The following is a 22,951-nucleotide window of genomic DNA, read 5'->3' as shown; positions in this document are numbered from 1 at the left end:
ATCGCCGGACGCATTCAGTTCATCACCTCGACCAGAATCAGCGGGCACTTTCTGACTTTGCAGGCCTGACTGTAGGCCAGCGAGCAGACCGAACAGAGATCGCGCACGTCAGACTGGTACTCATACTCCATGAAATAGCGGAACTGGCCGCCCGCCGAATCTGTTCTCCAGAATCGCTGCGGCTCCAGAATTTCATCCAGTTGCCTGAATGTCAGGGCTGACGGGTTGTGATACCCGACTCTTACGCGGTATGTAGTCATGCACCGATTATTGGCATCCCGGCCACGGGCCGCCAGTTGGTTATTGTTTTCAGTACAATAGCTGGCGCTTATCAACCCGCTTCGCCTGGTGTCACAGGCGGCTCGGCCAGCAGCGCCAGCAGATGCAGCACCGCTTTTGATGGGTGATGCCGACGCCAGGCAAATGCGACATCAGTAAACAGGGTGTTGTTTTCGATATCGCAGAAGCTGACCTCCGGGTTATCGACGCAGCGCAGCGACTCTGGCACCAGCGCAATTCCGCAGCCTGCCGCCACCATGCCCAGCGATGTGGTGATCTGTGGTGCCTGCTGAAAAGTGTGACGGGAAAAGCCCGCCCGCAGGCAGGCAGGCCGTGACAATCAGCTCATACAGGCTAGGTGAAACGTCGCGCGGGAAGATTATCAGGGTTTCATCCGCCAGCGCGGACAACGCGACTGCGGGCGTGCCGCTTAGAGGATGGCTGCGCGGCAGTGCTATCAGCATCTTCTCGGTGGAGATCACGCGCAGATTAAACGCCTTACTGCTTTCGCACGGCAGGCGGATAAAGGCCGCATCCAGCAAACCCTCCTGTAGATCCTGCATAAGTAACGACATGTTCTCTTCACGCGTTAGCAGCTCCATCGCCGGATAGCGATCTGTAAACTGACGGATAAGGGTGAAGATGCGCGGATTAAACGCCACCGAGCTGGCAAACCCCAGCGACAGCTGGCCACTGATCCCGCGGGCAATACCTCGCGCGTTCTCCAGCGCCTGATCGGCCAGTTGGACAATTTGCTGCGCATCCGCCAGAAACGCTTCCCCCGCTTCAGTAAGTTCCACTCCGCGCGTCAGCCGCTTCAGTAGCGGTGTGCCAATCTCCTGCTCCAGCCGCAGTATCTGCTGGCTCAGCGGCGGCTGAGAAATTCCCAGCATTTCAGCGGCTCGGGTGAAGTGAAGCGTCTCGGCTACGGCAACAAAATAACGCAGGTGGCGCAGTTCCATATCAAAAACGTCTCAAAGTTAACAGGTTTCGCTATTGGACCCACCGACTGAATCGGTTCACCATTAGGTTAACACGGCTTAACGGTTAATCGATGAGGCATGAAATGAGCAATTGTGTAACTGATTGTTCCTGTGAGAATCAACTAAAACATACTGTCTTAACGCTTTCCCAGGATGCACCAGAAAGCGTTATCTATCAGACCTCTTTAATGAGTGCGTTGCTGAGCGGCGTCTACGACGGGAATGTTCGCATCGCCGACCTGCTGCGCAAAGGGGATTTCGGCCTGGGCACATTTAACCGGCTGGATGGCGAGATGATTGCGTTCGACAGCAAGGTCTATCAGCTGCACTCAGATGGCAGTGCGCATCCGGCCGATCCGGCTCAGAAAACCCCGTTTGCGGTCATGACCTTTTTCAAACCGCAGCACCTGTTTGCGTTTGACCGGCCGATGTCGCGTGAAGACATCCATCGGGTGATTGACAGCGAAATCATCTCCGATAACCAGTTCTGCGCGTTGCGCATCAGCGGTCGTTTCAGCCGCGTCGACACCCGCACTGTGCCATGCCAGTGCCGTCCCTATCGCTCCATGCCGGAAGTGCTGGGCGATCAGCCGACCTTCTCCTTCAGCCAGCGTGAGGGCGAACTGATTGGCTTCCGCACCCCGCAATATATGCAGGGCATTAACGTGGCGGGCTATCACGAACATTTTATTACCGACGACCGCGAAGGCGGCGGCCACATTCTCGATTATGCGCTGGAACAGGGCACCCTGACCTTTGGTGCCATCAGCAAGCTGGTCGTGGATCTGCCGCAGGACAGTGACTTTCTCAATGCCGACCTGAACCCCGCCAATCTTGACGCCGCGATCCGTGCGGTAGAAAGCTAATCAGAGGAATGACGATGAAAACTCCAACCGATACCACGCTCTGGACCTGCGGCGCTGACCTGGTGGTCGCACAGCTTGAGGCGCAGGGCGTGCAGCATGTTTTTGGCATTCCTGGCGCAAAGATCGATAAGGTTTTTGATTCCCTGCTGGATTCCTCCATCCAGACTATCCCGGTTCGTCATGAAGCCAATGCCGCCTTCATGGCCGCCGCAGTGGGCCGGCTGACCGGCAATGCGGGTGTGGCACTGGTTACGTCCGGGCCGGGCTGCTCTAACCTGATCACCGGCATGGCCACCGCCACCAGCGAAGGCGATCCGGTGGTCGCCATCGGCGGCCAGGTGAAACGCTCGGACAGCGCCAAGCAGGTTCACCAGAGCATGGATACCGTGTCCATGTTTCGCCCGATCACCAAATATGCGGTTGAGGTGACCGATCCCTCTGCGCTCTCTGAATGCCTGTCGAATGCGTTTCGTCACGCCGAGCATGGCCGGGGCGGCGGTGCCTTTATCAGCCTGCCGCAGGATATTGTCGACCAGCCGGTGACCGGCAAAGCACTGAGCAGCAAAGGTCGACCGGTACTGGGTGCCGCGCCAGACGCGATGATCGACACGGTCAGCCAGGCGATTGCCGGCGCGAAAAATCCGGTCATCCTGCTGGGATTGATGGCGAGCCAGCCGGAAAACAGCGAAGCGATTCACGATCTGCTGAGCCGCAGTCACATTCCGGTCACCAGCACCTATCAGGCTGCGGGCGCGATCAGACAGGATCACTTCTCACGCTTCGCCGGTCGCGTCGGACTGTTTAACAACCAGGCGGGTGACCGGCTGCTGCAACAGGCTGACCTGATCATCACCATCGGTTACAGCCCGGTCGAATATGAACCAGCGATGTGGAACAGCGGTAGTGCCACCCTGATTCACATCGACGTGATTCCGGCAGAGACTGACAACCGCTACCTGCCGGACGCGGAGCTGGTGGGTGATATCGCCGCCACGGTGCGTAAACTGGCAGCACGTATTACCGCGCCGCTGCAGCTGACAGCGGAAGCCGCCAGCATCCTGGAAGATCGTCAGCAGCAACGCAAACTGCTGGCGATGCAGGGTGCCAGCCTGAATCAGTTTGCCCTGCATCCGCTGCGCATCGTGCGCGCCATGCAGGACATCATTAACAGCGACGTGAGCCTGACCGTTGATATGGGCAGCTTTCACATCTGGATCGCCCGCTATCTCTACAGCTTTCGCGCCCGCCAGATCATGATCTCCAATGGTCAGCAGACCATGGGCGTGGCACTGCCGTGGGCGATTGGTGCCTGGCTGGTCGATCCGCAGCGCAAAGTGGTATCGGTTTCAGGGGATGGTGGTTTCCTGCAGTCCAGCATGGAGCTGGAAACGGCTGTCCGTTTAAAAGCCAATATCCTGCACATCGTCTGGGTCGATAACGCCTACAACATGGTGGCAATGCAGGAAGAGAAAAAATATCACCGCGTCTCAGGTGTCAATTTTGGCCCGGTCGATTTCAAAGCCTACGCCGAAGCGTTTGGCGCTGCGGGCTTTGCGGTGACCAGCGCGGCAGAGCTGGAGCCGACGCTGCGTAAAGCGATGGATGTTCAGGGTCCTGCCGTGGTGGCTGTGCCGGTCGATTACGCCGACAACCCGCTGCTGATGGGTCAGCTCCATCTGAGCCAGCTTCTTTAATCTCGTAAAAAGGAAATCAGGATGAAAAACAGAGTGGCATTTGTAACGGGCGCAGGACAGGGCATTGGTGAAGCGATCGCCCTGCGTCTGGCAAAAGATGGGCTGGCGGTGGCCGTAGCCGATTTCAATCAGGAGACCGCCCGCCAGGTCGCGGAGAAGATTAACCAGCAGGGTGGCAAAGCGATTGCCCTGAAAGTCGATGTCTCACAGCGCGATCAGGTGATGGATGCTGTTGAAGAGGCGCGTCGCGCGCTGGGCGGTTTTGACGTCATCGTCAACAATGCCGGTATTGCCCCCTCCACGCCGATTGCTGAGATCACCGAAGCGGTGGTCGACAAGGTCTATAACGTAAATGTCAAAGGGGTAATCTGGGGCATGCAGGCCGCAATTAAAGCGTTCGCCGCAGAAGGCCACGGCGGCAAAATCATCAACGCCTGTTCACAGGCGGGTCACGTCGGCAATCCGGAGCTGGCGGTCTACAGCTCGAGTAAGTTTGCCGTGCGTGGCCTGACACAGACCGCCGCACGCGATCTGGCTCCCGCCGGTATCACGGTCAACGCCTTCTGCCCGGGCATTGTCAGAACACCAATGTGGGAAGAGATCGACCGGCAAATCTCTGAAGCCGCCGGAAAACCCGCCGGTTACGGCACCGAAGAATTTGCAAAACGTATTACGCTGGGACGGCTTTCCGAACCGGAGGATGTGGCCGCCTGCGTCGCTTACCTCGCCAGTCCCGACTCCGATTATATGACCGGTCAGTCGCTGTTGATTGACGGCGGCATGGTGTTTAATTGATCTGCCCTCGCCTGCTGCGTCTCTGCGCAGCAGGCTTCTTTCCTGACCGGGCGAACCGTTAATTTATTTTATCTGAAAAGCAGTTATCCATCAGCCAGTTGCCCGCCTGACCCCGTCTTTGCTCAGTTTTTGTCGCCGCAGAGATTAAAGCTGCTTATCACCCTGCCGATAAAACAGAGACTCCTCTCCCTGTTCGAAGCGACCATGTTAACGATCAACCATAACGAAACCGCCGCCATTACGAACAAATTGCGGTACGGTACTGACTCCGTTCTGGGACGAACGGTTGAACGGCTATCATCAGGGATGCGGATTAACAGTGCCAAAGACGATGCGGCAGGTCAGGCGATAGCCAACCGTATGACGGCCAATGTCAACGCCGACGCAGTAGTGGCACGCGGCCTTAATGACGCCATCAGCTATTCCCAGACCGCCAGTGGCGGCCTGGGCACTATCGTCGATCTGCTGATTCAGGCGCGTACGCTGTCAGTCCAGGCCGCTAACGGTACGCTGTCGGACGCGGATCGGCAGAGCGTCAACAGCCAGTATCAGCAGATACTGGCCGGCATCAACGACGTTGCCGATCATACCGAGATTTTCGGGCGTTATCCGCTGGCAACCGATAATCCCGATCTGCCGCCTGCGAAACTGGGTAACGTTGACCCTATCAACGTTAAGTTCCCGGAGCCGGGCAAGAGTTACTCGTTTACCTCGGGTGTGATCCCGCTGGCCTATATTCCGGCAGGCTCAACATCGATAAGCATTACCATTGACTCACTGGGCCAGGATGACGATCTCCAGCTGTTTACCCGCGACGGCAAGCATCTGGCCGGTACGCCGCTGGACGGCAGTGCGCCTGATTACACCTGGGTCAGTAAAGGCATAACAGATCCGACAACGGCACAATCCCGCCTGCTGACCAGCAATAATGGTTTCTCCACTGGCGCGACCTATGACAGCTCACAGCTGCTGGAAGGCGGCACGAGCTGGGCGCTGGCGGGCAGTAACAGCAGCAGCTACAACGGGATGACCATCACCTACAGCGGTGACGGCGACCGTTATGAAGATGCCGCCAGCGGCGATTTCAACAACGGCACCAATACCGGCACCCGGCTGGAGCGCATCTCGCTGGACACCGTTAGCGAAGATTTGATTGTCGTGGTGGTAGGCAACGGCTCCTTCACCGGTAGTCTGACGTGGGGAAACCTGCCGGAACCTAAAGGCGTGCCTGCAACGCCGCCACATGAGAGTCGTCCTCTCGAAGTGATCACCAGCGCCGATTATGGCCAGCCGATCCAGTCGGATAGCATCCCCGCTACGCCGTCAGATACCAAAACGCTGGGACTCAACAACACTACCCTGCTGACCAGTGGTGACATCTCCACCACCATGAAGGCGCTGGATAAAGCGCTGGAGAAGATCAGCGGCTATCAGTCGCTCTATGGCGCAAAGATAAACCGTTACGAGTCAAACCGTAATGTGTTGTCACAGCAGGGCGTGGATACCTCAGCGGCTCGCAGCCGCATTCAGGATGCAGACTATGCTGAAGAAGCGAGTCAGCTGGCGCGCAGCCAGATTATCCAGCAGGGACAGACAGCCGTTAGCAAGATGGCCAATAAAACCCCTGAGATGATCATCCAGCTGCTTGGCAGCTAATACCTTTCACCGGCTAAGCCGCCTGGTTTAGCCCTTTCTCTTTTTGTCCTGCACCCTGACTTCTTTGCGCCTGCTCTGGTCCGAAACACCGGGTTACGCTTTTGCGCCTGTTGATCTCAGTCACACAAACTCGTTTAAGATTCGTTTAAAGATGATCGCGATCACCCTTCCTTGTTAAAGAAATGCTAAATCCTGACAACTATTTAATATCATCCTGCTGTGCAGGGTTAATTAAAACAACAGGTTAATTGTTACCATGCTAACTAATTACCTGAATTTTCCTGGCTTCATGTAACTTTTTCATTACTTTTACGCCATTGTGAGGGCTGCTATTTTGCTGACGATACTGGGTTTTTCCATGGTTGTTTGCTTCATGTATCTGATCATGACCAAACGCATGTCAGCCTTAATTGCGCTGATCCTGATACCAACCCTATTTGCGCTGATTGGCGGATTTTACGCCGGACTGGGTGCCATGATGCTGGATGGCGTCAAAAAGCTGGCCCCGACCGGCGTGATGCTGACCTTCTCCATTCTCTATTTTGGTCTGATGATCGATGCCGGACTGTTTGACCCGCTGGTACGCTTTATTCTCCGGCTGGTTCGCGGCGATCCGCTTAAAGTGCTGGTCGGCACCGCGGTGCTGACGCTGCTGGTTTCACTGGATGGTGACAGCTCGACGACCTACATGATCGCTATCGCCGCGTTCCTGCCACTCTATCACCGGCTGGGCATGAACGTGCTGATGATGACCTGCCTGGTCAACCTCGCCAGCGGCATCATGAACCTCTCTCCCTGGGGTGGACCGACGGCACGAGCCGCCGCGGCACTGCGCATTGATGCTCTCGACATCTTTATTCCGATGCTGCCTGCGATGCTGCTCGCCTGCGTCAGCCTGGTAGCGATGGCGGTGCTGTTTGGTCTGCGTGAGCGTAAACGGTTAGGCGTGATGACCATGAAAGATCACCATTTCGACAACATTGAACTGGGCCTCGGCGATGCCGAAGAGTGCGCCGCCAACCGCCGTCCGAAGATGTTCTGGCCTAACTTTATCCTGACCACCGTGCTGCTGGTGCTGCTGGTGATTGGTTTAATGCCGATTCAGATCCTGTTTATGCTGGCGTTTGCCATTGCGGTGATGCTCAACTATCCCACGCTGGAGGAGCAGAAAGCCCGTATCAGTTCCCATGCCGGTAACGTGCTGGCGGTGACCGCACTGATTTTTGCCGCCGGTATCTTCACCGGTATTCTCTCCGGCACCGGCATGGTGGATGCCATGGCGAAGAGTCTGCTGGCCGTGATCCCAACCAGCTTCGGACCTTACCTGGCGGTATTTACCGCGCTGGTCAGCCTGCCGTTCACCTTCTTTATGTCAAATGATGCTTTTTACTTCGGCATTCTGCCGGTTATCGCGCAGACGGCGGCCAGCTATGGCATTACCGCAGAAGAGATTGCCCGTGCTTCCATTGTCGGTCAGCCGTTCCACCTGCTGAGCCCGCTGGTGCCGTCAGTCTACCTGCTGGTGGGCCTGGCGAAAGTCGATATCGGCGACCACCAGCGCTTTGCCATCAAGTGGGGGATTCTGGTCAGTCTGGTATTAATGGCGGGCGGTCTGTTGACCGGTGCTTTCCCGCTGTTCCACAGTTAATTCTCTGCTTTCTGGCGGATAACCGGCTTTTTTCGCCCGGTTATCCGCTTCACCGCTCCGCCTGTTGTTTCAACCCGCTCTACACTCTATAGCCAGGCTGATGTGCTGCGCGCCGGACAGGCCGTAGTCTCTCAGAGATTTTGCCGATGACCCTATGGAGGCCCGATGAAAATTCACCACCTTAACTGTGGCTGTATGTGCCCGCTGGGCGGCGTGTTTTATGATGGATTCAGTAAAGGCCTGAAAGCGCACCTGGTCTGTCACTGCCTGCTGATTGAGACAGACCGCGACGGGCTGGTGCTGGTCGATACCGGCTTTGGCCGTCAGGATATCCATACGCCCGGCAGTCGCCTCTCGGGCTTTTTCCGCGCCTTAAACAATATTCAGCGGCGTGACGATCTCACCGCCTTATCACAGGTAAAGGGGCTGGGCTTTCGGGCTGACGATGTGCGCCATATTATTCTGACCCATCTCGATTTTGATCATGCTGGCGGACTGACCGATTTTCCGCAGGCGCGCATCCATCTGATGCAGCAGGAGGTCGATACCGCCCACCAGCGTCACAGCTGGTTGTCGCGTGAGCGCTATCGTCCCGGACAATGGGGCGGGATCGGCAACTGGGAAACCTATCAGCCGCAGGGGGAAACGTGGTTTGGTTTTGAGGCGGTTAATCGCCTGCGGGATTTACCCCCGGAGATTCTGCTGGTGCCGCTGGCGGGCCATACGCCGGGTCACGCGGGCATTGCGATTCAGCAATCCGATGGCTGGCTGCTGCACGGCGGCGACGCCTGGTTCTACCGGGGTGAAATGCGGCAACCGACGCGCCACTGCACGCCGGGACTGCGCTTTTACCAGTGGATGATGGGCATGGATAATGTGGCCAGACGGCACAACCAGCAGCGACTGCGTGAACTCTCCTGCCTGCGCGGCAACGAAATCACCTTTTTCTGCAGTCACGATGCGCGCGAGCTGGATGCGTTGCAGGTCAATACGCCGCTGCGCTGATGGGATAAACTCCGTAATAGTGATGGGGCAGCTACCTCAGAGCGAGGATTAAGCTGTCCCGTCGCGCCCCAGGGACGTCACGATCCCCGGATGCAGAGGCACGCCGGAAACGTCTGTCGTTTCTCGTACCTTGTGCAGATCGTATGCAGCCTGCATGGATAGCCAGAGCCGCGCCGCAATACCCAGCCCAGTCTCCAGCCGTACTGCCATTTCCGGGCTGACGGAGACTTTACCGTTTGCCACTTTGCTCAGCGATGCCGCCGAAACGCCCAGCTGTTTAGCCAGACTGCGCAGACTGATGCCGTTATCTTCCAGATATTCCGCTATCAGGCTGCCTGGGTGTGGCGGTTTAAACATTACCATCAATGATAATCCTTGAGGTTGAGAATGAATGCGTGGACGTTCGTGAATCCGAATGTGATGCGCCAGTTTGCTCTGACCGGAACTGAACAGACGTTCTTCCTTTCCCCGTGCCTGGGTGAAAGCGAAAGCCCGGCTTTTCATTGTACATTGGTTTGTTTTATTCACTGCGGAGGTCTTTATGAAAGCCATCATTTTCGGCGAAGCCCGACGGAATCTTTCTGCCACGATGATTCAGACGGCAGAAGATAAAGCACCAGTAATGATCATCCGCCGGAACGGTGAGTCCTGTGTGCTGATGTCGCTTGAAGAATATAACTCACTGGAAGAGACAGCCTGGCTACTGCGATCGCCTAAGAATGCCCGCAGGTTGACGAATGCCATCGAAAGCCTGCGAAGCAGTAACGAGACTGACAAGGATATTATTGAGTGAAACCGGCCTGGTCCGCAGAAACCCGGCTGGTCTGTGCCGTCAGTCGAAATGCTCTGCCAATTGCCTCATGTCGTTATCACTATTAACGGGCTCAGCAGCGTGTCCTGAGCCCTTACAGGTCAGCCGTTTCAGCGGCGTCGTCATCCACTGCAATTTAATTACGCCGGATCACCCGTCCTCTTTTTAAGCTGCGCGTAAAGCCATGGCGCAGTCAGACTCTCAGCAGATGTGCTGACCGCTTCCGGCGTACCGGATGAGACAATCCTTCCGCCCTTCAGCCCCGAACCGGGCCCCAGATCAATCACCCAGTCCGCTTCAGCCACGATGCGCATTGTGTGTTCCGCCATTACGACGGTGTGGCCGCGCGTCACCAGTTCATCCAGCACAATCAGCAGTTTGTCCATGTCGGATGGGTGCAACCCGGTTGACGGTTCATCGAGCAGATAGAGCGTGGATGTGCGCTGGACGCGTTGCAGCTCCCAGGCGAGCTTGATGCGCTGACACTCACCGCCAGAGAGTTCCGTGGCGGGCTGACCCAGCGTCAGGTATCCCAGCCCCAGAGATCGCAGAGCCGACAGCGAACGCTGGATCCCGTCATACCCGTCAAAGACCCTGGTGGCGTCGTCTACGGTGAGATCAAGCACATCCGCTATGGTCAGGTCGTTCCACTGCACCTCCAGCGTTTCAGGGTTGTAACGGCTTCCCGCACAGACCGAGCAGGTTGCGGTGGCGCTGGGCATAAAGAGCAGCTCAATCGAAATCTGTCCCTGTCCCTCGCACGCAGGACAGCGACCCGCGGGCAGATTGAAGGAAAACCGGCTGGCGCTGAAACCTCGGGCTTTCGCCTCGGGGGTTTCTGCAAACAGCCTGCGGACAATGTCGAAAAAGCCGGTATAAGTAGCCAGATTGGAGCGTGGCGTCCGCCCGATAGGACGTTGATCGATTCTGACCAGACGACCAATAGCGTCATTTCCGCTGACAACCTGCCCCTTAACGTCCGGCACCAGGTCCTCTTCTTCACTCTCTTCACTGTCGGATGTTTTGTCAAAACGTCCGAGCATTTCCGGAAGCACGCGATTCAGCAGCGTCGATTTGCCAGAGCCGGAAACACCGGTAACCGCCGTCATTCTCGCCAGCGGGATGGCGATATCCACGCCGGTAATATTGTTGCAATGGACCTGCTCAAGCCTGAGCCAGCTCTCCGCGGGCCGGCGCTGGCGCATCCCGGTATAGCTGCGGGAGAAGAGATAGCCTGAGGTAGGCGAGGCACTGACGTCTTTAAGCCCTGCCGGTTCACCGTTATAAACAATCTCACCGCCATGCGTTCCCGGGCCGGGACCGACTTCGATGAGCCAGTCCGCCTCGGCAATGAGATCAATATTATGCTCGACGACTACCAGCGAGTTACCTGCACGTACCAGGTTCTTCAGGGATGCGAGCAGCGCTTTGACATCCTCGGGATGCAGACCGGCAGAAGGCTCATCCAGCACGTAAAGCACGCCAAACAGCCGCGATATCAGCTGGGTGGCCAGACGTACGCGCTGCAGCTCGCCGGATGAGAGCAGCGTTGTTCGGCGTCCCGGTGCCAGATGACCCAGTCCCAGCGTCTCAAGCTGTTCAAGCCGCATGCAGATATCTGACGCCATCCGGATCACTGCTTCCCGCAGAGCCGTCTCGACTGGCAGATCCGCTGAGGTGCCATTCGCATAAGGCTTCAGCCGTTCCGCAAGCCCGGAGACCGACAGCTCACTCAGGCTGGCAATGTCATAACCGGCAAAGGTCACGGACAGCGCGTTCCGGTTTAACCTTTTGCCGTGACACGCTGAACAGGGTGTGACAGTGACAAAGCGCGCCAGCCGTTTTTTCGTCGTCTCGCTGCCAGTGGAATAGCTCTGCAATACGATTTTTGCTGCGCTGGTGTAAGTGCCGGTATAAGCGGGCTCTTCGCCAGCCGCCAGCGCTTTTTCACGCTGTTCAGCGTTAAGACCCATAAAAATCGGCACTGATGGCTGCTCGTCAGTCAGCAGTATCCACTGCTGGTCGCGGGCTGAAAGCGTATCCCAGGGGGCATCGACATCGTAGCCGAGTGTCTCAAGGATGCTGCGCAGATTTTTGTTATGCCAGCCCCGCGGCCATGAAGCTATGGCACCCTGCCGGATACTCAGTGACCTGTCCGGCACCATCGCCTCGGTTCTGACGGTATGAACCCGTCCCAGCCCCTGGCAATGCGGACAGGCACCTTCAGGATTGTTAGGCGAAAAATAATCGGCGGTCATAAACGGCACACCGTCAGGCCTTGTGCCCGCACGGGAAAACAGCAGGCGCAGCGTGACGGAAATTCGGGTCAGGCTGCCCACCGTTGAACGCTCCTGCGCGCCAGCCCGGCTCTGCTGTAGGGCCACTGCAGGCGGGAGTCCGTCAATGTTATCCACATCTGGCGCAGCGGCCTGATCGATCAGGCGACGGGCATGGGGTGAAATCGACTCAATAAACCGGCGCTGAGCTTCTGCATAAAGCGTGTCAAAGGCGAGTGAGGATTTCCCGGAGCCTGAAACCCCGGTGAACACCACCATGGCATTCCGGGGAAACCGCAGCGACACATCCTTGAGATTGTGTGTTCTTGCACCCTGTACCGAGATATAAGGATCAATGTGCTCATCCGCGCGATAAGTATGGGCGTTGTCTTGTTCTGTCATGGTGTCCCTGTTTGATGATGCACGGCAGATGAACGATCACCTGCCGTTAATGACTGAAAATCGCAGAGGCTGACCCGGCTTTCGGGCTATCCGGCCCACTACGGGACAGAAACACCAGCAAGGGTAGTCAGGAATTTTAGTCAGCACAACGTGAAGGAAGGCTGATTCAGGGCTGTACAAAAGAGCAGCCCATAAAAAAGCCCGCACAGGGCGGGCTTTAGTTACCGGCTTCACTTCCCGGTTCTGGCTCATTGTCGAACAGGGGAGATACGGCGGCCAGAGCGGCTTCATAATCTGCTTCACTGTGAATCGGTTTGATTTTATAAGTCATCACAATTCCACCGTATTTGCGTTTATCCTGTCGTATGTCGATTTATCTTAAGATGATGGCTGTGCCATTGCGCGCTTAGCAGAAACAAAACACATGAGCACAGAAATGGCGTCCATGCGTTCAGCTCCAGTTATGAACGTTACCCTGGCAGGTCGGTACACATAATGACCATTCCGGGCGAAAAAGACTGAAAGTCGATCCCGCGCCGGAGAGTTAAGTCAAAACATACTCTGTACGCCAAAAAACCCGTCGCTGACGGGTTTTTTCAGGCCTGAAAGAGGAACGTCAACGTGACAGCATTACGGTTTTTTAAACTTGTCTTCGACCTTCTCTTTTGCTTCGGCAATTTTATCCCCGGCTTTTTCCGCGAAACCCTCTTTATGCGCAGGTTCGCTGCCTGGCGTTACCGGACGGCTGTCGTCACCGCGCGCCTGACGCGTGCTTTCCAGCAGCGGATCGGTCGCGGCAGGATTACCGGTCACGGGGTCTGTATTGAGATGGTCGGCGCGGGCATGGTCAATATCCACCTCCTGACGACGTACCGAATCATTGATGGTTTCAACCCGATCGCTGGCCTCTTTACGCAGCACCACTTCTTCAATGATCTGCGCAGTCTTATTGACCACCGGCTGCTCATGCGTCTCTTCCACTTCAACCGTTTTTTCAGACCAGTCAACCTGGTCCGGTGAGCCCGTTTCGTTCACCGGACGACGGAAGATTTCGGCATGCTGCTCATGCAGAGAGATATTTTCAGACACCCGATCCGTGACAGTGTAGCGGCGCACGCGGGTTGATCCTTCGCTGACCAGTCGTTTACCTACTTCCAGTCGCTCTTCAGCCAGACGCAGCACATCCTCGTCACTCTCATCACCAGTCAGGGCCGCACGTGCCGCACCGCGATGGGCAGGATCGGTATGGCGTGGATCGATGGCACCCTTATCCTGAAGCGTTCCGCTGGCGGGCGCTGTCAGGCCATCATCGGTCGCATAGTCATCAGGCAATGCGGCACTGCGCTCAGTCAGCTCTTCATGCGCATCCAGGATGCCCAGTGCGCGCGGCAACTCATCTTCATCAGCCCGCAGCGACAGCACCACACCGCCGGTACGCATCGCATCTTCATAGACTTCGGCCTGATCCTCTTCCAGCGTGTTGCCAAACAGGCGCTGCCAGAAGCCCGGATGACGGGCTTCATGACCTTCAGTGCGCAGCCGTTCACCCGAGATGATATCAATGTCATCATCCAGGAACCCGGCCTTAATCAGGTTACGCTTTGCCCCTTCTGCCAGTGAGATATTGCTGAACATTGTTACGATTGTTTCACGCGCCATGTTGTGTTCCTCGGTGATGGATTCGGACGGCTCTGAATAGGGTATTCGGGTCAGATGAGCCTGCTGTCGGCGCAGGGAGACAATCTGTTCGGTCTCCACCTCGCTGACGACTTTGCGAATGTGCCACTCCTCTTTCAGCACCAGATGACGGACAATCTCGACCTCTTCTTCGACAATCGGGATAATCAGGACGCCATTTTCTTCACGGATCGCTGGCATCTCAGTCAGCCGATCCGATTTAGGAATGCGTTGAATGTCCGCCGTCTGCTGCCGGAGCATCAGCGCAATTTTCTGCTGATGTTCAGTGACCTGGCGGGTAACCCTGACATGAGCGTCGACGACCCGCTGTTTCGAGACCTCAACGGTTTCCTCCGCCAGACTTAAGACCTGTTCGCGACTCTCTGACCCTGTTTTTTCAGGAGGTTGATTGTTCATGGTTAACCTGCCTGTGATACAGAACGATCATTGGTGCTTTCCGTGACCTTGAGCATAAGTGACTGCTTTCCGGTTAGTTAAAGCCTGGCACAAACATTGACAAAGGGAAGAAAAAAGCAGAAATATGCCGCGATATGAAGATAACATGGCGCTAAAATCGGATAAGCGATGCGGCAGATAAAAAGAGGATCATAGTATGAACAGCAGTGAAATCTCTGTTTTCAGTTGAGAAAAAGAGAACGGGTCAGGCATTGAGCGCGTCTGACATGGCTGCCTCAGGGGTTGATCCATCCGCTTTCCTGCCGTTCGCCATGGGCGGAATAGTGAAACAGTGCGCGCTGATTTTCATTGCGCTGAAGCTGATACGCATCCAGCATGCTGACCTGCACAATCACCACGCCAAAACGCGATTCGCCCGTTTCTGCTGTCGACGCGTCCAGTGTCTCGTGAGCGGGAGCCAGTGCTTCTCCCGGCGGCCCGCCGATATAGGTCTGGCGCGTGTGTTGCGGTAACGTATGCCAGGCGTCACGGGCAACCGCACTTCCCGCTGCGTAACATTCAGCCTGTCCCACCAGCCGTAGCTGCAGGCGACGCTCATGGCAATATCCCAGCACGGTAACCTGGGGGTTCGCCGCCATCTCCAGCCACTTAGGACTTCGCACATCAGTATGAAAGGTCAGCATCCGGCGGACATCATGGCACTCGCGCAGCACCACAGTGCGAGCCTGAGGCCGTTGTCCAGCATCCACGGTAGCGAGCGTCAGATAATGAAATCCGGCCTGCGGATCGGCGGCAGCTTCTGCCAGTGCTGCCCAGCTGGCTGTTTCAAAGGTTTTCAGATCCATTGGAAATTACTCTCATCAGGGACAATGTCAGCCATCTGGCTAAAAGCGTAGCAATGATGTGAGCAGATGGCCTGTCTGCTCCGCTGTGGAAGAAAATATGATCCGCGAGTTGCCGGGCAATATCGCGGAGGGTGAGACAGCCGAGGGATTGCGGAATGCCTCGCAAAGTCACGCACACCCGTGCCATCAGTCTGCCGCTCTGTGCTATTTTTGCGCCATCACCTTACCGTCTTGCCCGCAGGGAATAGCACTATGTCTGCTGAGAAGCCCGCTGAAGTCCGGCCAGAAATGCCCGTTAACGTCACCTCGCCGCGCCTGACCTATCGGCCACTGAGTCAGGAAGACTGGCCCTTTTATCTTGCGGTCAGTCAGGACAGATCGGTGATGAAGTACATCAGCGATCCGCGCAGTGCTGAAGAGATCCGAACCCTGTCATTCAACGTGCGCCTGCCAGCCTGGTACAAAGGCTGCACACACTGGCTTTGCCTGGTCATTGAGGAAAAAGCGACGGGTCTTCCGGCAGGCTTCTGCGGGTTTATCGATCGCGGAGAAGGTGTTGCGGAATCCGGGTTTATTCTGGCCACGGAGGCACAGGGCAAAGGCTACGGCAGCGAGTCGCTGCATGCCATAATCGCCTTCTGCTTTGAGCAACAGGGTTACCGCAAAATGACCGCAACGGTGACGGCAGGCAATGTCGCCTCACGCCACACGCTGCTCTCCGCGGGCTTTATTCAGGAAGGCACCCTGCGGCAGAATTTCTTCCTCAATGGTCAGTGGCAGGATGACTGGATTTTCGGATTGCTGAAACAGGATTACCGACCCGGACAGCCAGACTGACGGGCGTCAATCGCCTCCTCTCTTCGGCTGCCAGGGTCAGAATGTTCAGGGGGATGTGACATCGTAACCGCTGGCATTAGCGGGCACAGAATGCTCCTCGCCGTACAGCATCGCTTCAAAGTCCGCCGGTGTCAGTGGCCGGCACAGGCCATTGCCCTGCATAATGTGACATCCGGCTGACGTGACAAAGGCGATCTGCTCTTTATCTTCAACCCCTTCTGCAGCCACCCGAATACCCAGACTTTTGCCGAGTGCGGTGATAGATCGGAACATCATTCGCACGCGCATGCTGGAGTTCAGCTCGTGCGTCAGCGACTTATCGATTTTAAAACCCGCCACAAAGCTGTGGCGCAGCAGGTTAATAGCCCCCAGCGTGCGTCCGTAATGATCGATGACAAATGAGGCACCGGTACGTCGCACCGCTTCAACCTGAACCGGCATATCCTGCACCAGTACAGCCAGCAGAGGCTCATCTACTTCCAGCTCAACAAAACCCGCATCGCCGCCGGCACTCTCACGTATGACGGTTTCCAGGCTGTTCACTGTCAGCTGACGCGGAAACAGATTGATGCTGACGCGAAGCTCAGGCGATCGCACCTGCCACTGCCGGACCTGTGCCAGAGCACTGCGGATGATCCATTCCCCCAGCGTTACGGAAAGCGGGCTTTTAACCAGCATGCCGATGAAGTCGGCAGGCAACAGCAATCCGCGTGTCGGGTGCTGCCAGCGTACCAGCGTCTCACAGCCAGCCAGTTTTCCACTTTCCACATCGAAACGGGGCTGATAGTAAAGCGTGAACTGCTGCTGCCGCACCGCCGTTTCCAGTTCGCGCTCGAAACGGCGGCGCTGCTGCTCCGCTTCGCGAAACGCAGGCATAAACAGGATACTGCAGCCTTTGCCTGAGGCTTTGGCGCGGTAGAGTGCCAGATCAGCGGCGGACATCACCGCAGAGGGATCGCGACCGTGATCCGGGTAGGAAGCGATGCCTGTGCTGGCACCGACCACAACCGGCGAATCGTGATAGTGGAACGGCGTTTGTACGGCCGCAATCAGTTTTTCCGCGGTAATCGCCGCCTCAGCGCTGCCGCCCGCCAGCAGGATCACAAATTCATCGCCGCCCAGCCGCGCAGCCGTCACAGCACCGGCACACACTGCACGAATCTGCTCGGCCACGTGACACAGCAGCGCATCGCCTGCTGCATGTCCCAGCGTATCGTTCACCTCTTTAAAACCATCAAGATCGGTCATCAACAAGGTGTAGGGAACGCACGCTTTGGTCAGCTGCCCGACCTGATCCATAAACGCGCTACGGCTGGCGAGTCGCGTCAGCATATCCAGAGAAGCCAGCTCACAGAGCCGCGCCTCACTTTCATAGCGGGCCGTGACATCACGGATGATCATGCCCACCAGCCGCTCGCCCTCTTCACGCCAGCCCGAAAACGAGACTTCTGCCGGGAATTCACGGCCATCGCGCGTCACACCCCATATCTGCAACAAGCGTGGGTGTGAGATAGCCCCTTCGTCTGAGGTAATCCGGGCCAGCTCGTTACGGTAGTCAGTCTGGCAGCGCGCCGGGATCAGCTCGCTGACATACTGACCTTTCATCTCCTCTGCGCTGTAGCCGAAGAGGGCAGTGGCTGCCGGATTCCAGAAGGTGATGCCGCGCCGCAAATCGGTACAGACAATGGCGTCGGGTGAAGTGGATGAGATTGCCTGAAGCCGCTGCTGGCTGGTGTAGCGCAGTAACTCCAGACGATGCATCTCCATGCGATCCATCACCAGCGCAGCTATATCGGACAGATGCTTCCGATCTTCTGCAGCCAGCGGCTCACGCGGATGACTGTCAGTCAGGCAGACGGTGCCTATGTGATGACCATCCGGCGTTGTGAGCGGGATCCCGGCATAAAAGCGGATAAAAGGGTAGCCATGAACCAGCGGACTGTCGCGGAAGCGGGGATCTTTCAGCGTATCGGGTACGCAGAGGATATCGCCCTGCGCCAGGGTATGGTGGCAGAAGGCGACGTTGCGCGACGTACCGGAAATGTTCAAACCGTAGCGGGAGGCGAAAAACTGTCGCTTCTCATCGATGAGCGATACAAACGCAACCGGTACGCGGAACAGTCGCGCGGCAAGCGTGGTAAGGCGATCCAGCGCATCGGTCGGCGGTGAATCCATCAGATGATACTGCTTAAGTGCGTCAAGGCGAGCCGCCTCGGCATCATGATAAACTGGACGTTTCAGCGTAAATCCCCTCTGATGTTATCTGCTGTGGCCGGCATGACGCAGCATGAAGAGGACACGTTCAATCAGACAGGACACGCAGAACTGGCTGCCGACCCGCTGCCGGAAGAAAGGCCCGTCAGTGAACTCTGCAGCAAAACCCGCCGCAATGAGTCCGATAAAGCCAGCATCGCAGACAGCGGGATGCCGGTTAATACGTTATGCCGGGCAGTGCGATCGTGACGGTTTGGTTAATAGCGGACCGTGCCAGAACAATCCTGCCAGAGCAGTTAAGACGCGCGAATTAATGCGCTTCGCTTAGCTCTTTATATCGGCCTGAAATACGTTTACTTCAGGGAAAATAGTGGCAGAACGTCTTACTTTTTAGGCTTTGGGATCAGTTCGTAGTGCGGATGCTCTCCCGCCAGCAGCATCAGCAGTTCATATTCGCCCTGACTGAGCAGAGCAGGATTTTTTGATGCTTCTTTGGTCTGCCAGACGCGCTGGCTAAGGTCGAAACGTTCGGCTGCAATTTCCTGCGAAAGACCCGCCGCAAGGCGCAGCTCACGTACGTTACGCTGGACGGCAACAGGCCGCTGTAAAATCTGTTTTCCCATATGAAACGCTCCCCATACGGTGCCCCCGGTGAGATGGCCAGGCAACCGAATCCGCCTTTGGCCAACCCATAAATTTGGGTTAAGTTTTAAATGTGCGCGATCCCTGATCGTCAGGAAAGCGTAAAGCCCAGGTAAAACCACCGGAATGAACTGTATTTATGTTTAATTCGTGAATCGGATAATGATTGTACCGTTGAGAATAATCATCGTTATTCTGAATGGTAATAATGGTCAGCTAATGTTCAACATTAATTACCGTCTGAAAAGATGACCTTTTCATTCCGCGATAAAAAAGAGTGAGTATTAACCATTACTTTACAGAGCCATTGTCTGCGGATGAATAAAATATCTGATCACTGTGCCTGACCAGAATCCACACGGTCCCTTATTTTCAAACGATGCACATGTCAGTTCACTATCCCGGCAACCTGCGGCGGCAGGGTAAAGCGGGTAATGACGCTGCCCAGCGTTTCAGTCTGTCCACTGAGGCTGCCTGCCGTCGTCGAAACCTGCTGGACCAGCGTCGCATTCTGCTGCGTTACACGGTCAAGTTCAGCAACCGCCACGGTGACCTGGGCTATTCCTTTGCTCTGCTCATCCGAGGCCAGCGCAATCTGTCCGATCCGTTCATTAACCCCATCCACACCACGCAGCACGGCTTCCATAGTCGTTCCTGCACTCTCTGCTGCGCGTCGGCCATCATCTACGCGTGCCTCGGTATCGGCTATCAGCTCTTCAATCTCCTTCGCGGCGGCAGCACTTCGCTGCGCCAGTGAACGTACCTCACTGGCAACCACCGCAAAACCACGGCCCTGCTCGCCCGCACGGGCGGCCTCTACGGCGGCGTTGAGCGCCAGAATGTTGGTCTGAAATGCGATACCATTAATGGTGGTGGTAAACTCCCGGATTTTCTCTGATCCCTGCGCGATGCTGGTGATAGCTGCCGACACCCGCTGAACCAGCTCCACGCCCTGATGGGTCGTATCCGTGGTGCTGGCGGCCAGTTCACGCGCTTCGCGGGCATTCTGTGCATTGTGACGCACGGTAACCGTGATCTCTTCCATACTGGCAGCAGTCTGCTCCAGCGCAGCGGCCTGCGTGGAGGTCCGGTCGGAGAGATCGGCGTTACCCGCCGCGATGTCGCCAGCCTCACGATGAAGAATGGCTGCGTTGTCATGAATAGCGCTGACCGTCTGCAACAGGCTGTGCTGCATCTCTTTCACCAGCGGCACTAACTGCCCGACGCAGTTGCGACCCAGATCTTCCGGCTCGCGTGTCAGATCACCTCCGGCAATAATTTTTAAATGACCGCGGATTTTAGCTACCGGACGCACCAGATGGACGACCAGATAGCGGTCGCAAAACAGCAGCAACGCGAATGCTGCCAGCACAGCCGCCAGCAGTACGCGCTCAAGCTGACGCCGGTCAGCGTTAAGAAGAGCCTGATTTTGTGCCAGCTGCTGCGTTACCTTATCCAGCTTCGCACGGGTGACAGTTGCATACTCTGAGGGTGAGGTCGTCAGTGCTGCGCGGACGCTATCCCAGTCAGCACTGGCCGGAATTAAGGCGACCAGGGCGTTTTTATCTGCGGCTGTTCCGCCCTGCATAATAAGAGCGCTGCGCGCAAGAAAACTCAGTTGTTGCGTCAGAACAGCTGAGCGATCGGTCTGCCGATAGATATCCCGCACGATCTGACTGCTATAGCCACCTGCCAGTGCGACCACGCCCAGCGAAACGATCATTATCCACAACACAACGCGGCGAATAGTGAAATGCCTGAGTGAGTTCATGAGGTTTTCCCCGATGTTGTCATTGGTGTAGTTAAAATTAAACAAAAATAAGTTATGTCATCTACTTTAATGCGTTATTATATAGCGCACTATGTTTATGCTTACTATCCTGGCAGGATATTTCAGAAATTAAAAGTTTTTAACGACAAAATAATAGAATCGTCATTCATAAAATATTTCGTTAAAGAAAAGTGATTTGCTATTCTCTTCAGGTCTGGCAGGCGGTGTAATAAAAAATAAATCGTTATGGCTCTTTCTTTTTACAGAAATAGCCTGTAGTCATAACGCTATAACCTTCAATTTTTCTGTTTAATTTCGCTCCGTAATCAGACGGTGCGGAGGAATTCATGCTCATGAGCCTTAGCGGCGGCGACGATTGCCGTACGCGAACCCTGCACGCGCTGCGCAGTAACGACGAGAGTCGTGACGATGTGTTGCGACAGTTCGTCCGGCTGGCCAGCCAGGCCATTGGTATTCCCGGCAGCTTTATCTCCGTCCTGGATGATGAGATGCAGCACGTTAAAGCGGCGCACAATTTCACACTCACTCATTCCACGCGACAGGACTCGCTCTGCCGGCACGCCGTGGACAGTGACAGCACCGTGGTGGTGCCTGATACCCTGCTTGATAGCCGCTTTGCTGACCATAAGCTGATTACCGGCGCGCCTTTTATCCGTTTCTATGCTGGCGTGCCGCTTAAAAGCAGTACCGGTCTGATTCTGGGTACGCTCTGCGTGACCGACACGGCACCTCATCGCTTCAGTGACGATCAGGTAACCATGCTGAAAATGCTCGCTGCGCTGGTGATGTCCTTTCTTGACGCCTGGTACTCGGCTGGCTTTGCCGACCCGGTAACTGGCCTGCCCAATCGTCAGCGTCTGATCCGCGACCTGCAGTTCCTTGCCACCTCCGGAGACACCACGCCACGGCGGCTTGTGCTGATTGACTGTATCGATATGCCGCGTGCCTACGAACTGGCACGCTCAATGGGCATGGGGCCGGTTGAGAGCCTGCTGAAGGATGTGGCGACACTGCTGCCGCTGCGTCTGCGCCCTGCCCCGGGAGAAATGCTTTACACCGTAGCAACCGGACGCTTTGCCCTGCTGACACGACAGGAGAGCACACTCACTGCCAGTTGGGTGGCCAATAAACTGGCCGGGATCAGCGCCGATCTTGGCGATGGGCTGTCGGTTGCGCTGATGACACATACTGGTGAGGCAAGTTTCAACACGGGTGAATTGCCTGCCCAGGAGATCCTGCGGCGGGCGGGCAGCGCGTTGCACGAAGCCATTACCCGCAACGTTGCCTCAATGCCGTTCAGTGAAGCCACTGATACGCGTCATACTCAGGATTTCACCCTGATGCATGACCTGGCCACTGCAATACGCGAGGATAAAGGGTTATGGCTCGCCTGGCAGCCGAAAATCTGCCTTCACAGCGGTAAGCCGATAGGACTGGAAGCGCTGATCCGCTGGCAGCATCCGCAGCGCGGCGAACTTTCACCTGCGCAGTTTTTACCCGTTGCCGGGCAAACCCAGCTGCTTACCGAACTGACCGCCTGGGTCACAGAGCATGCGATTGCCCGCCTCGCCCGTCTTCGCGACAGCTATATTCAGTTGCCCATCACCATTAACGTCAGCAGCAGCGATTTTTCCCGTGACGATTTTGCTGACGAACTGGAAGAGAAGATGCTAAGAGCGAAGCTGCCGGTTTCGCTGCTGGGCATTGAGTGTCTGGAAACAGAACGGATTCTGGAAAGTCCGACCGCGATACAGGGGCTTGAGATGCTGAAGCTACGGGGATTTGGTATTTCACTGGATGACTTCGGTACCGGCTACAGTAACATCAGTTATCTGCGGCGCATGCCGCTGGATGTGATCAAGCTGGACCGCTCACTGATCAGCGAAATTTCGTCTGACACTGCATCGCGTGTCATTGCCCGCAGTATTATTGCAATGCTCAAAGACCTTGATTACATGGTGCTGGCCGAAGGCGTGGAGAATGCGGAAACTGTTACGGCGCTGACCGAGTTCGGCTGCGACCAGGCTCAGGGATTTTTCTACTCCAGGCCACTGCCGGAAGCGGCGCTGGATGAGTGGCTTGGCTGGCGATTACGCAGTAAGTGCTGATCCT

At 56.2% G+C, this 22,951-nt stretch carries 18 protein-coding genes and 2 pseudogenes; 10 read left to right on the top strand and 10 right to left on the bottom strand.

What is annotated here, in order from left to right; all coding sequences use genetic code 11:
- Positions 1-14: 14 nt before the first annotated feature.
- Both F3I44_RS21045 and F3I44_RS21040 read right to left on the bottom strand, forming a co-directional pair.
- A complete protein-coding gene (locus F3I44_RS21045) occupies positions 15-260 on the bottom strand; it encodes a hypothetical protein (protein ID WP_013356609.1) in 246 nt (81 codons plus the stop codon).
- A 71-nt stretch (positions 261-331) separates the two neighbouring features.
- A pseudogene (locus tag F3I44_RS21040) lies at positions 332-1,241 on the bottom strand (LysR family transcriptional regulator).
- A gap of 104 nt (positions 1,242-1,345) precedes the next feature.
- Between F3I44_RS21040 and budA the strand changes: the two are divergent.
- From budA to F3I44_RS21010, 6 genes are all read left to right on the top strand, one after another.
- Positions 1,346-2,128 carry an acetolactate decarboxylase gene (budA, locus tag F3I44_RS21035; RefSeq protein ID WP_150015363.1) on the top strand — a complete coding sequence of 261 codons (783 nt, stop codon included), beginning with the start codon at positions 1,346-1,348 and terminating at the stop codon, positions 2,126-2,128.
- 14 nt (positions 2,129-2,142) lie between these two features.
- Entirely contained in the window at positions 2,143-3,822 is a 1,680-nt protein-coding gene (gene alsS, locus F3I44_RS21030; RefSeq protein WP_150015362.1) for an acetolactate synthase AlsS, read from the top strand.
- A 21-nt stretch (positions 3,823-3,843) separates the two neighbouring features.
- Positions 3,844-4,617: a (S)-acetoin forming diacetyl reductase gene (locus tag F3I44_RS21025; RefSeq protein ID WP_150015361.1), complete on the top strand. Its 774-nt coding sequence runs from the start codon at positions 3,844-3,846 to the stop codon at positions 4,615-4,617.
- A 204-nt stretch (positions 4,618-4,821) separates the two neighbouring features.
- Positions 4,822-6,273 (top strand): flagellin, encoded by a 1,452-nt coding sequence (locus tag F3I44_RS21020; protein WP_150015360.1) that lies wholly within the window; start codon positions 4,822-4,824, stop codon positions 6,271-6,273.
- Positions 6,274-6,607: 334 nt separating this feature from the next.
- A complete protein-coding gene (locus F3I44_RS21015; RefSeq protein ID WP_150015359.1) occupies positions 6,608-7,921 on the top strand; it encodes a CitMHS family transporter in 1,314 nt (437 codons plus the stop codon).
- 165 nt (positions 7,922-8,086) lie between these two features.
- Entirely contained in the window at positions 8,087-8,926 is an 840-nt protein-coding gene (locus tag F3I44_RS21010) for an MBL fold metallo-hydrolase (RefSeq protein WP_150015358.1), read from the top strand.
- A gap of 48 nt (positions 8,927-8,974) precedes the next feature.
- Here F3I44_RS21010 and F3I44_RS21005 read toward each other — a convergent pair whose 3' ends face one another.
- Entirely contained in the window at positions 8,975-9,289 is a 315-nt protein-coding gene (locus tag F3I44_RS21005; protein WP_150015357.1) for a HigA family addiction module antitoxin, read from the bottom strand.
- A 178-nt stretch (positions 9,290-9,467) separates the two neighbouring features.
- Between F3I44_RS21005 and yefM the strand changes: the two genes are divergently transcribed.
- A complete protein-coding gene (gene yefM / locus F3I44_RS20995; RefSeq protein WP_150015356.1) occupies positions 9,468-9,719 on the top strand; it encodes a YoeB-YefM toxin-antitoxin system antitoxin YefM in 252 nt (83 codons plus the stop codon).
- Positions 9,720-9,877: 158 nt separating this feature from the next.
- Here yefM and F3I44_RS20990 read toward each other — a convergent pair whose 3' ends face one another.
- The 4 genes and pseudogenes from F3I44_RS20990 to F3I44_RS20975 all read right to left on the bottom strand — a co-directional run bounded on the left by F3I44_RS20990 (position 9,878) and on the right by F3I44_RS20975 (position 15,354).
- Positions 9,878-12,415 (bottom strand): excinuclease ABC subunit UvrA, encoded by a 2,538-nt coding sequence (locus tag F3I44_RS20990; protein WP_150015355.1) that lies wholly within the window; start codon positions 12,413-12,415, stop codon positions 9,878-9,880.
- A 220-nt stretch (positions 12,416-12,635) separates the two neighbouring features.
- Positions 12,636-12,746 (bottom strand): annotated as a pseudogene (locus F3I44_RS20985) (transcriptional regulator); the annotation flags it as partial.
- Between the two features lie 299 nt (positions 12,747-13,045).
- The gene (locus tag F3I44_RS20980; protein WP_150015354.1) at positions 13,046-14,509 is read right to left on the bottom strand and encodes a YsnF/AvaK domain-containing protein; all 1,464 of its coding nucleotides are present in this window, start codon (positions 14,507-14,509) and stop codon (positions 13,046-13,048) included.
- A gap of 275 nt (positions 14,510-14,784) precedes the next feature.
- The gene (locus F3I44_RS20975; RefSeq protein WP_150015353.1) at positions 14,785-15,354 is read right to left on the bottom strand and encodes a pyridoxamine 5'-phosphate oxidase family protein; all 570 of its coding nucleotides are present in this window, start codon (positions 15,352-15,354) and stop codon (positions 14,785-14,787) included.
- Positions 15,355-15,606: 252 nt separating this feature from the next.
- Between F3I44_RS20975 and F3I44_RS20970 the strand changes: the two genes are divergently transcribed.
- Entirely contained in the window at positions 15,607-16,191 is a 585-nt protein-coding gene (locus F3I44_RS20970; protein WP_150015352.1) for a GNAT family N-acetyltransferase, read from the top strand.
- 45 nt (positions 16,192-16,236) lie between these two features.
- On the opposite strand, the gene F3I44_RS20965 is transcribed toward F3I44_RS20970, so the two are convergent.
- Complete coding sequence (locus tag F3I44_RS20965) at positions 16,237-18,366, bottom strand: bifunctional diguanylate cyclase/phosphodiesterase (protein WP_150015351.1); 2,130 nt, start codon at positions 18,364-18,366, stop codon at positions 16,237-16,239.
- A 3-nt stretch (positions 18,367-18,369) separates the two neighbouring features.
- Here F3I44_RS20965 and F3I44_RS20960 point away from each other — a divergent pair, with 3 nt between their 5' ends.
- Positions 18,370-18,654 carry a hypothetical protein gene (locus F3I44_RS20960; RefSeq protein WP_223811721.1) on the top strand — a complete coding sequence of 95 codons (285 nt, stop codon included), beginning with the start codon at positions 18,370-18,372 and terminating at the stop codon, positions 18,652-18,654.
- Positions 18,655-18,788: 134 nt separating this feature from the next.
- Here the strand turns inward: F3I44_RS20960 and F3I44_RS20955 are convergent, their stop codons facing one another.
- Together F3I44_RS20955 and F3I44_RS20950 are read right to left on the bottom strand one after the other, a co-directional pair.
- Positions 18,789-19,028 carry a transcriptional regulator gene (locus F3I44_RS20955; RefSeq protein ID WP_150015350.1) on the bottom strand — a complete coding sequence of 80 codons (240 nt, stop codon included), beginning with the start codon at positions 19,026-19,028 and terminating at the stop codon, positions 18,789-18,791.
- Positions 19,029-19,435: 407 nt separating this feature from the next.
- Positions 19,436-20,818: a methyl-accepting chemotaxis protein gene (locus tag F3I44_RS20950; RefSeq protein WP_150015349.1), complete on the bottom strand. Its 1,383-nt coding sequence runs from the start codon at positions 20,816-20,818 to the stop codon at positions 19,436-19,438.
- 347 nt (positions 20,819-21,165) lie between these two features.
- On the opposite strand from F3I44_RS20950, the gene F3I44_RS20945 reads away from it, so the two are divergent.
- On the top strand, positions 21,166-22,947 hold the full coding sequence (locus tag F3I44_RS20945; RefSeq protein WP_150015348.1) for a sensor domain-containing phosphodiesterase: 1,782 nt from the start codon (positions 21,166-21,168) through the stop codon (positions 22,945-22,947).
- The last annotated feature ends 4 nt before the right edge of the window (positions 22,948-22,951 follow it).

It is taken from the genome of Pantoea sp. F_5 (assembly GCF_008631595.1).
Taxonomy (GTDB): domain Bacteria; phylum Pseudomonadota; class Gammaproteobacteria; order Enterobacterales; family Enterobacteriaceae; genus Pantoea; species Pantoea gossypiicola.
This window is presented reverse-complemented; position numbering and strand designations above follow the sequence as displayed.

Coding starts and splice junctions, on each gene's coding strand:
- F3I44_RS20965 (WP_150015351.1), bottom strand. CDS start 18,366: ATGGATTCACCGCCGACCGATGCGCTGGATCGCCTTACCACGCTTGCC.
- F3I44_RS21020 (WP_150015360.1), top strand. CDS start 4,822: ATGTTAACGATCAACCATAACGAAACCGCCGCCATTACGAACAAATTG.
- F3I44_RS20970 (WP_150015352.1), top strand. CDS start 15,607: ATGTCTGCTGAGAAGCCCGCTGAAGTCCGGCCAGAAATGCCCGTTAAC.
- F3I44_RS21005 (WP_150015357.1), bottom strand. CDS start 9,289: ATGGTAATGTTTAAACCGCCACACCCAGGCAGCCTGATAGCGGAATAT.
- alsS (WP_150015362.1), top strand. CDS start 2,143: ATGAAAACTCCAACCGATACCACGCTCTGGACCTGCGGCGCTGACCTG.
- F3I44_RS21025 (WP_150015361.1), top strand. CDS start 3,844: ATGAAAAACAGAGTGGCATTTGTAACGGGCGCAGGACAGGGCATTGGT.
- F3I44_RS20980 (WP_150015354.1), bottom strand. CDS start 14,509: ATGAACAATCAACCTCCTGAAAAAACAGGGTCAGAGAGTCGCGAACAG.
- F3I44_RS20950 (WP_150015349.1), bottom strand. CDS start 20,818: ATGAACTCACTCAGGCATTTCACTATTCGCCGCGTTGTGTTGTGGATA.
- F3I44_RS21045 (WP_013356609.1), bottom strand. CDS start 260: ATGACTACATACCGCGTAAGAGTCGGGTATCACAACCCGTCAGCCCTG.
- F3I44_RS20945 (WP_150015348.1), top strand. CDS start 21,166: ATGCTCATGAGCCTTAGCGGCGGCGACGATTGCCGTACGCGAACCCTG.
- F3I44_RS20975 (WP_150015353.1), bottom strand. CDS start 15,354: ATGGATCTGAAAACCTTTGAAACAGCCAGCTGGGCAGCACTGGCAGAA.
- F3I44_RS20990 (WP_150015355.1), bottom strand. CDS start 12,415: ATGACAGAACAAGACAACGCCCATACTTATCGCGCGGATGAGCACATT.
- F3I44_RS21010 (WP_150015358.1), top strand. CDS start 8,087: ATGAAAATTCACCACCTTAACTGTGGCTGTATGTGCCCGCTGGGCGGC.
- F3I44_RS20955 (WP_150015350.1), bottom strand. CDS start 19,028: ATGGGAAAACAGATTTTACAGCGGCCTGTTGCCGTCCAGCGTAACGTA.
- budA (WP_150015363.1), top strand. CDS start 1,346: ATGAGCAATTGTGTAACTGATTGTTCCTGTGAGAATCAACTAAAACAT.
- F3I44_RS20960 (WP_223811721.1), top strand. CDS start 18,370: ATGATACTGCTTAAGTGCGTCAAGGCGAGCCGCCTCGGCATCATGATA.
- yefM (WP_150015356.1), top strand. CDS start 9,468: ATGAAAGCCATCATTTTCGGCGAAGCCCGACGGAATCTTTCTGCCACG.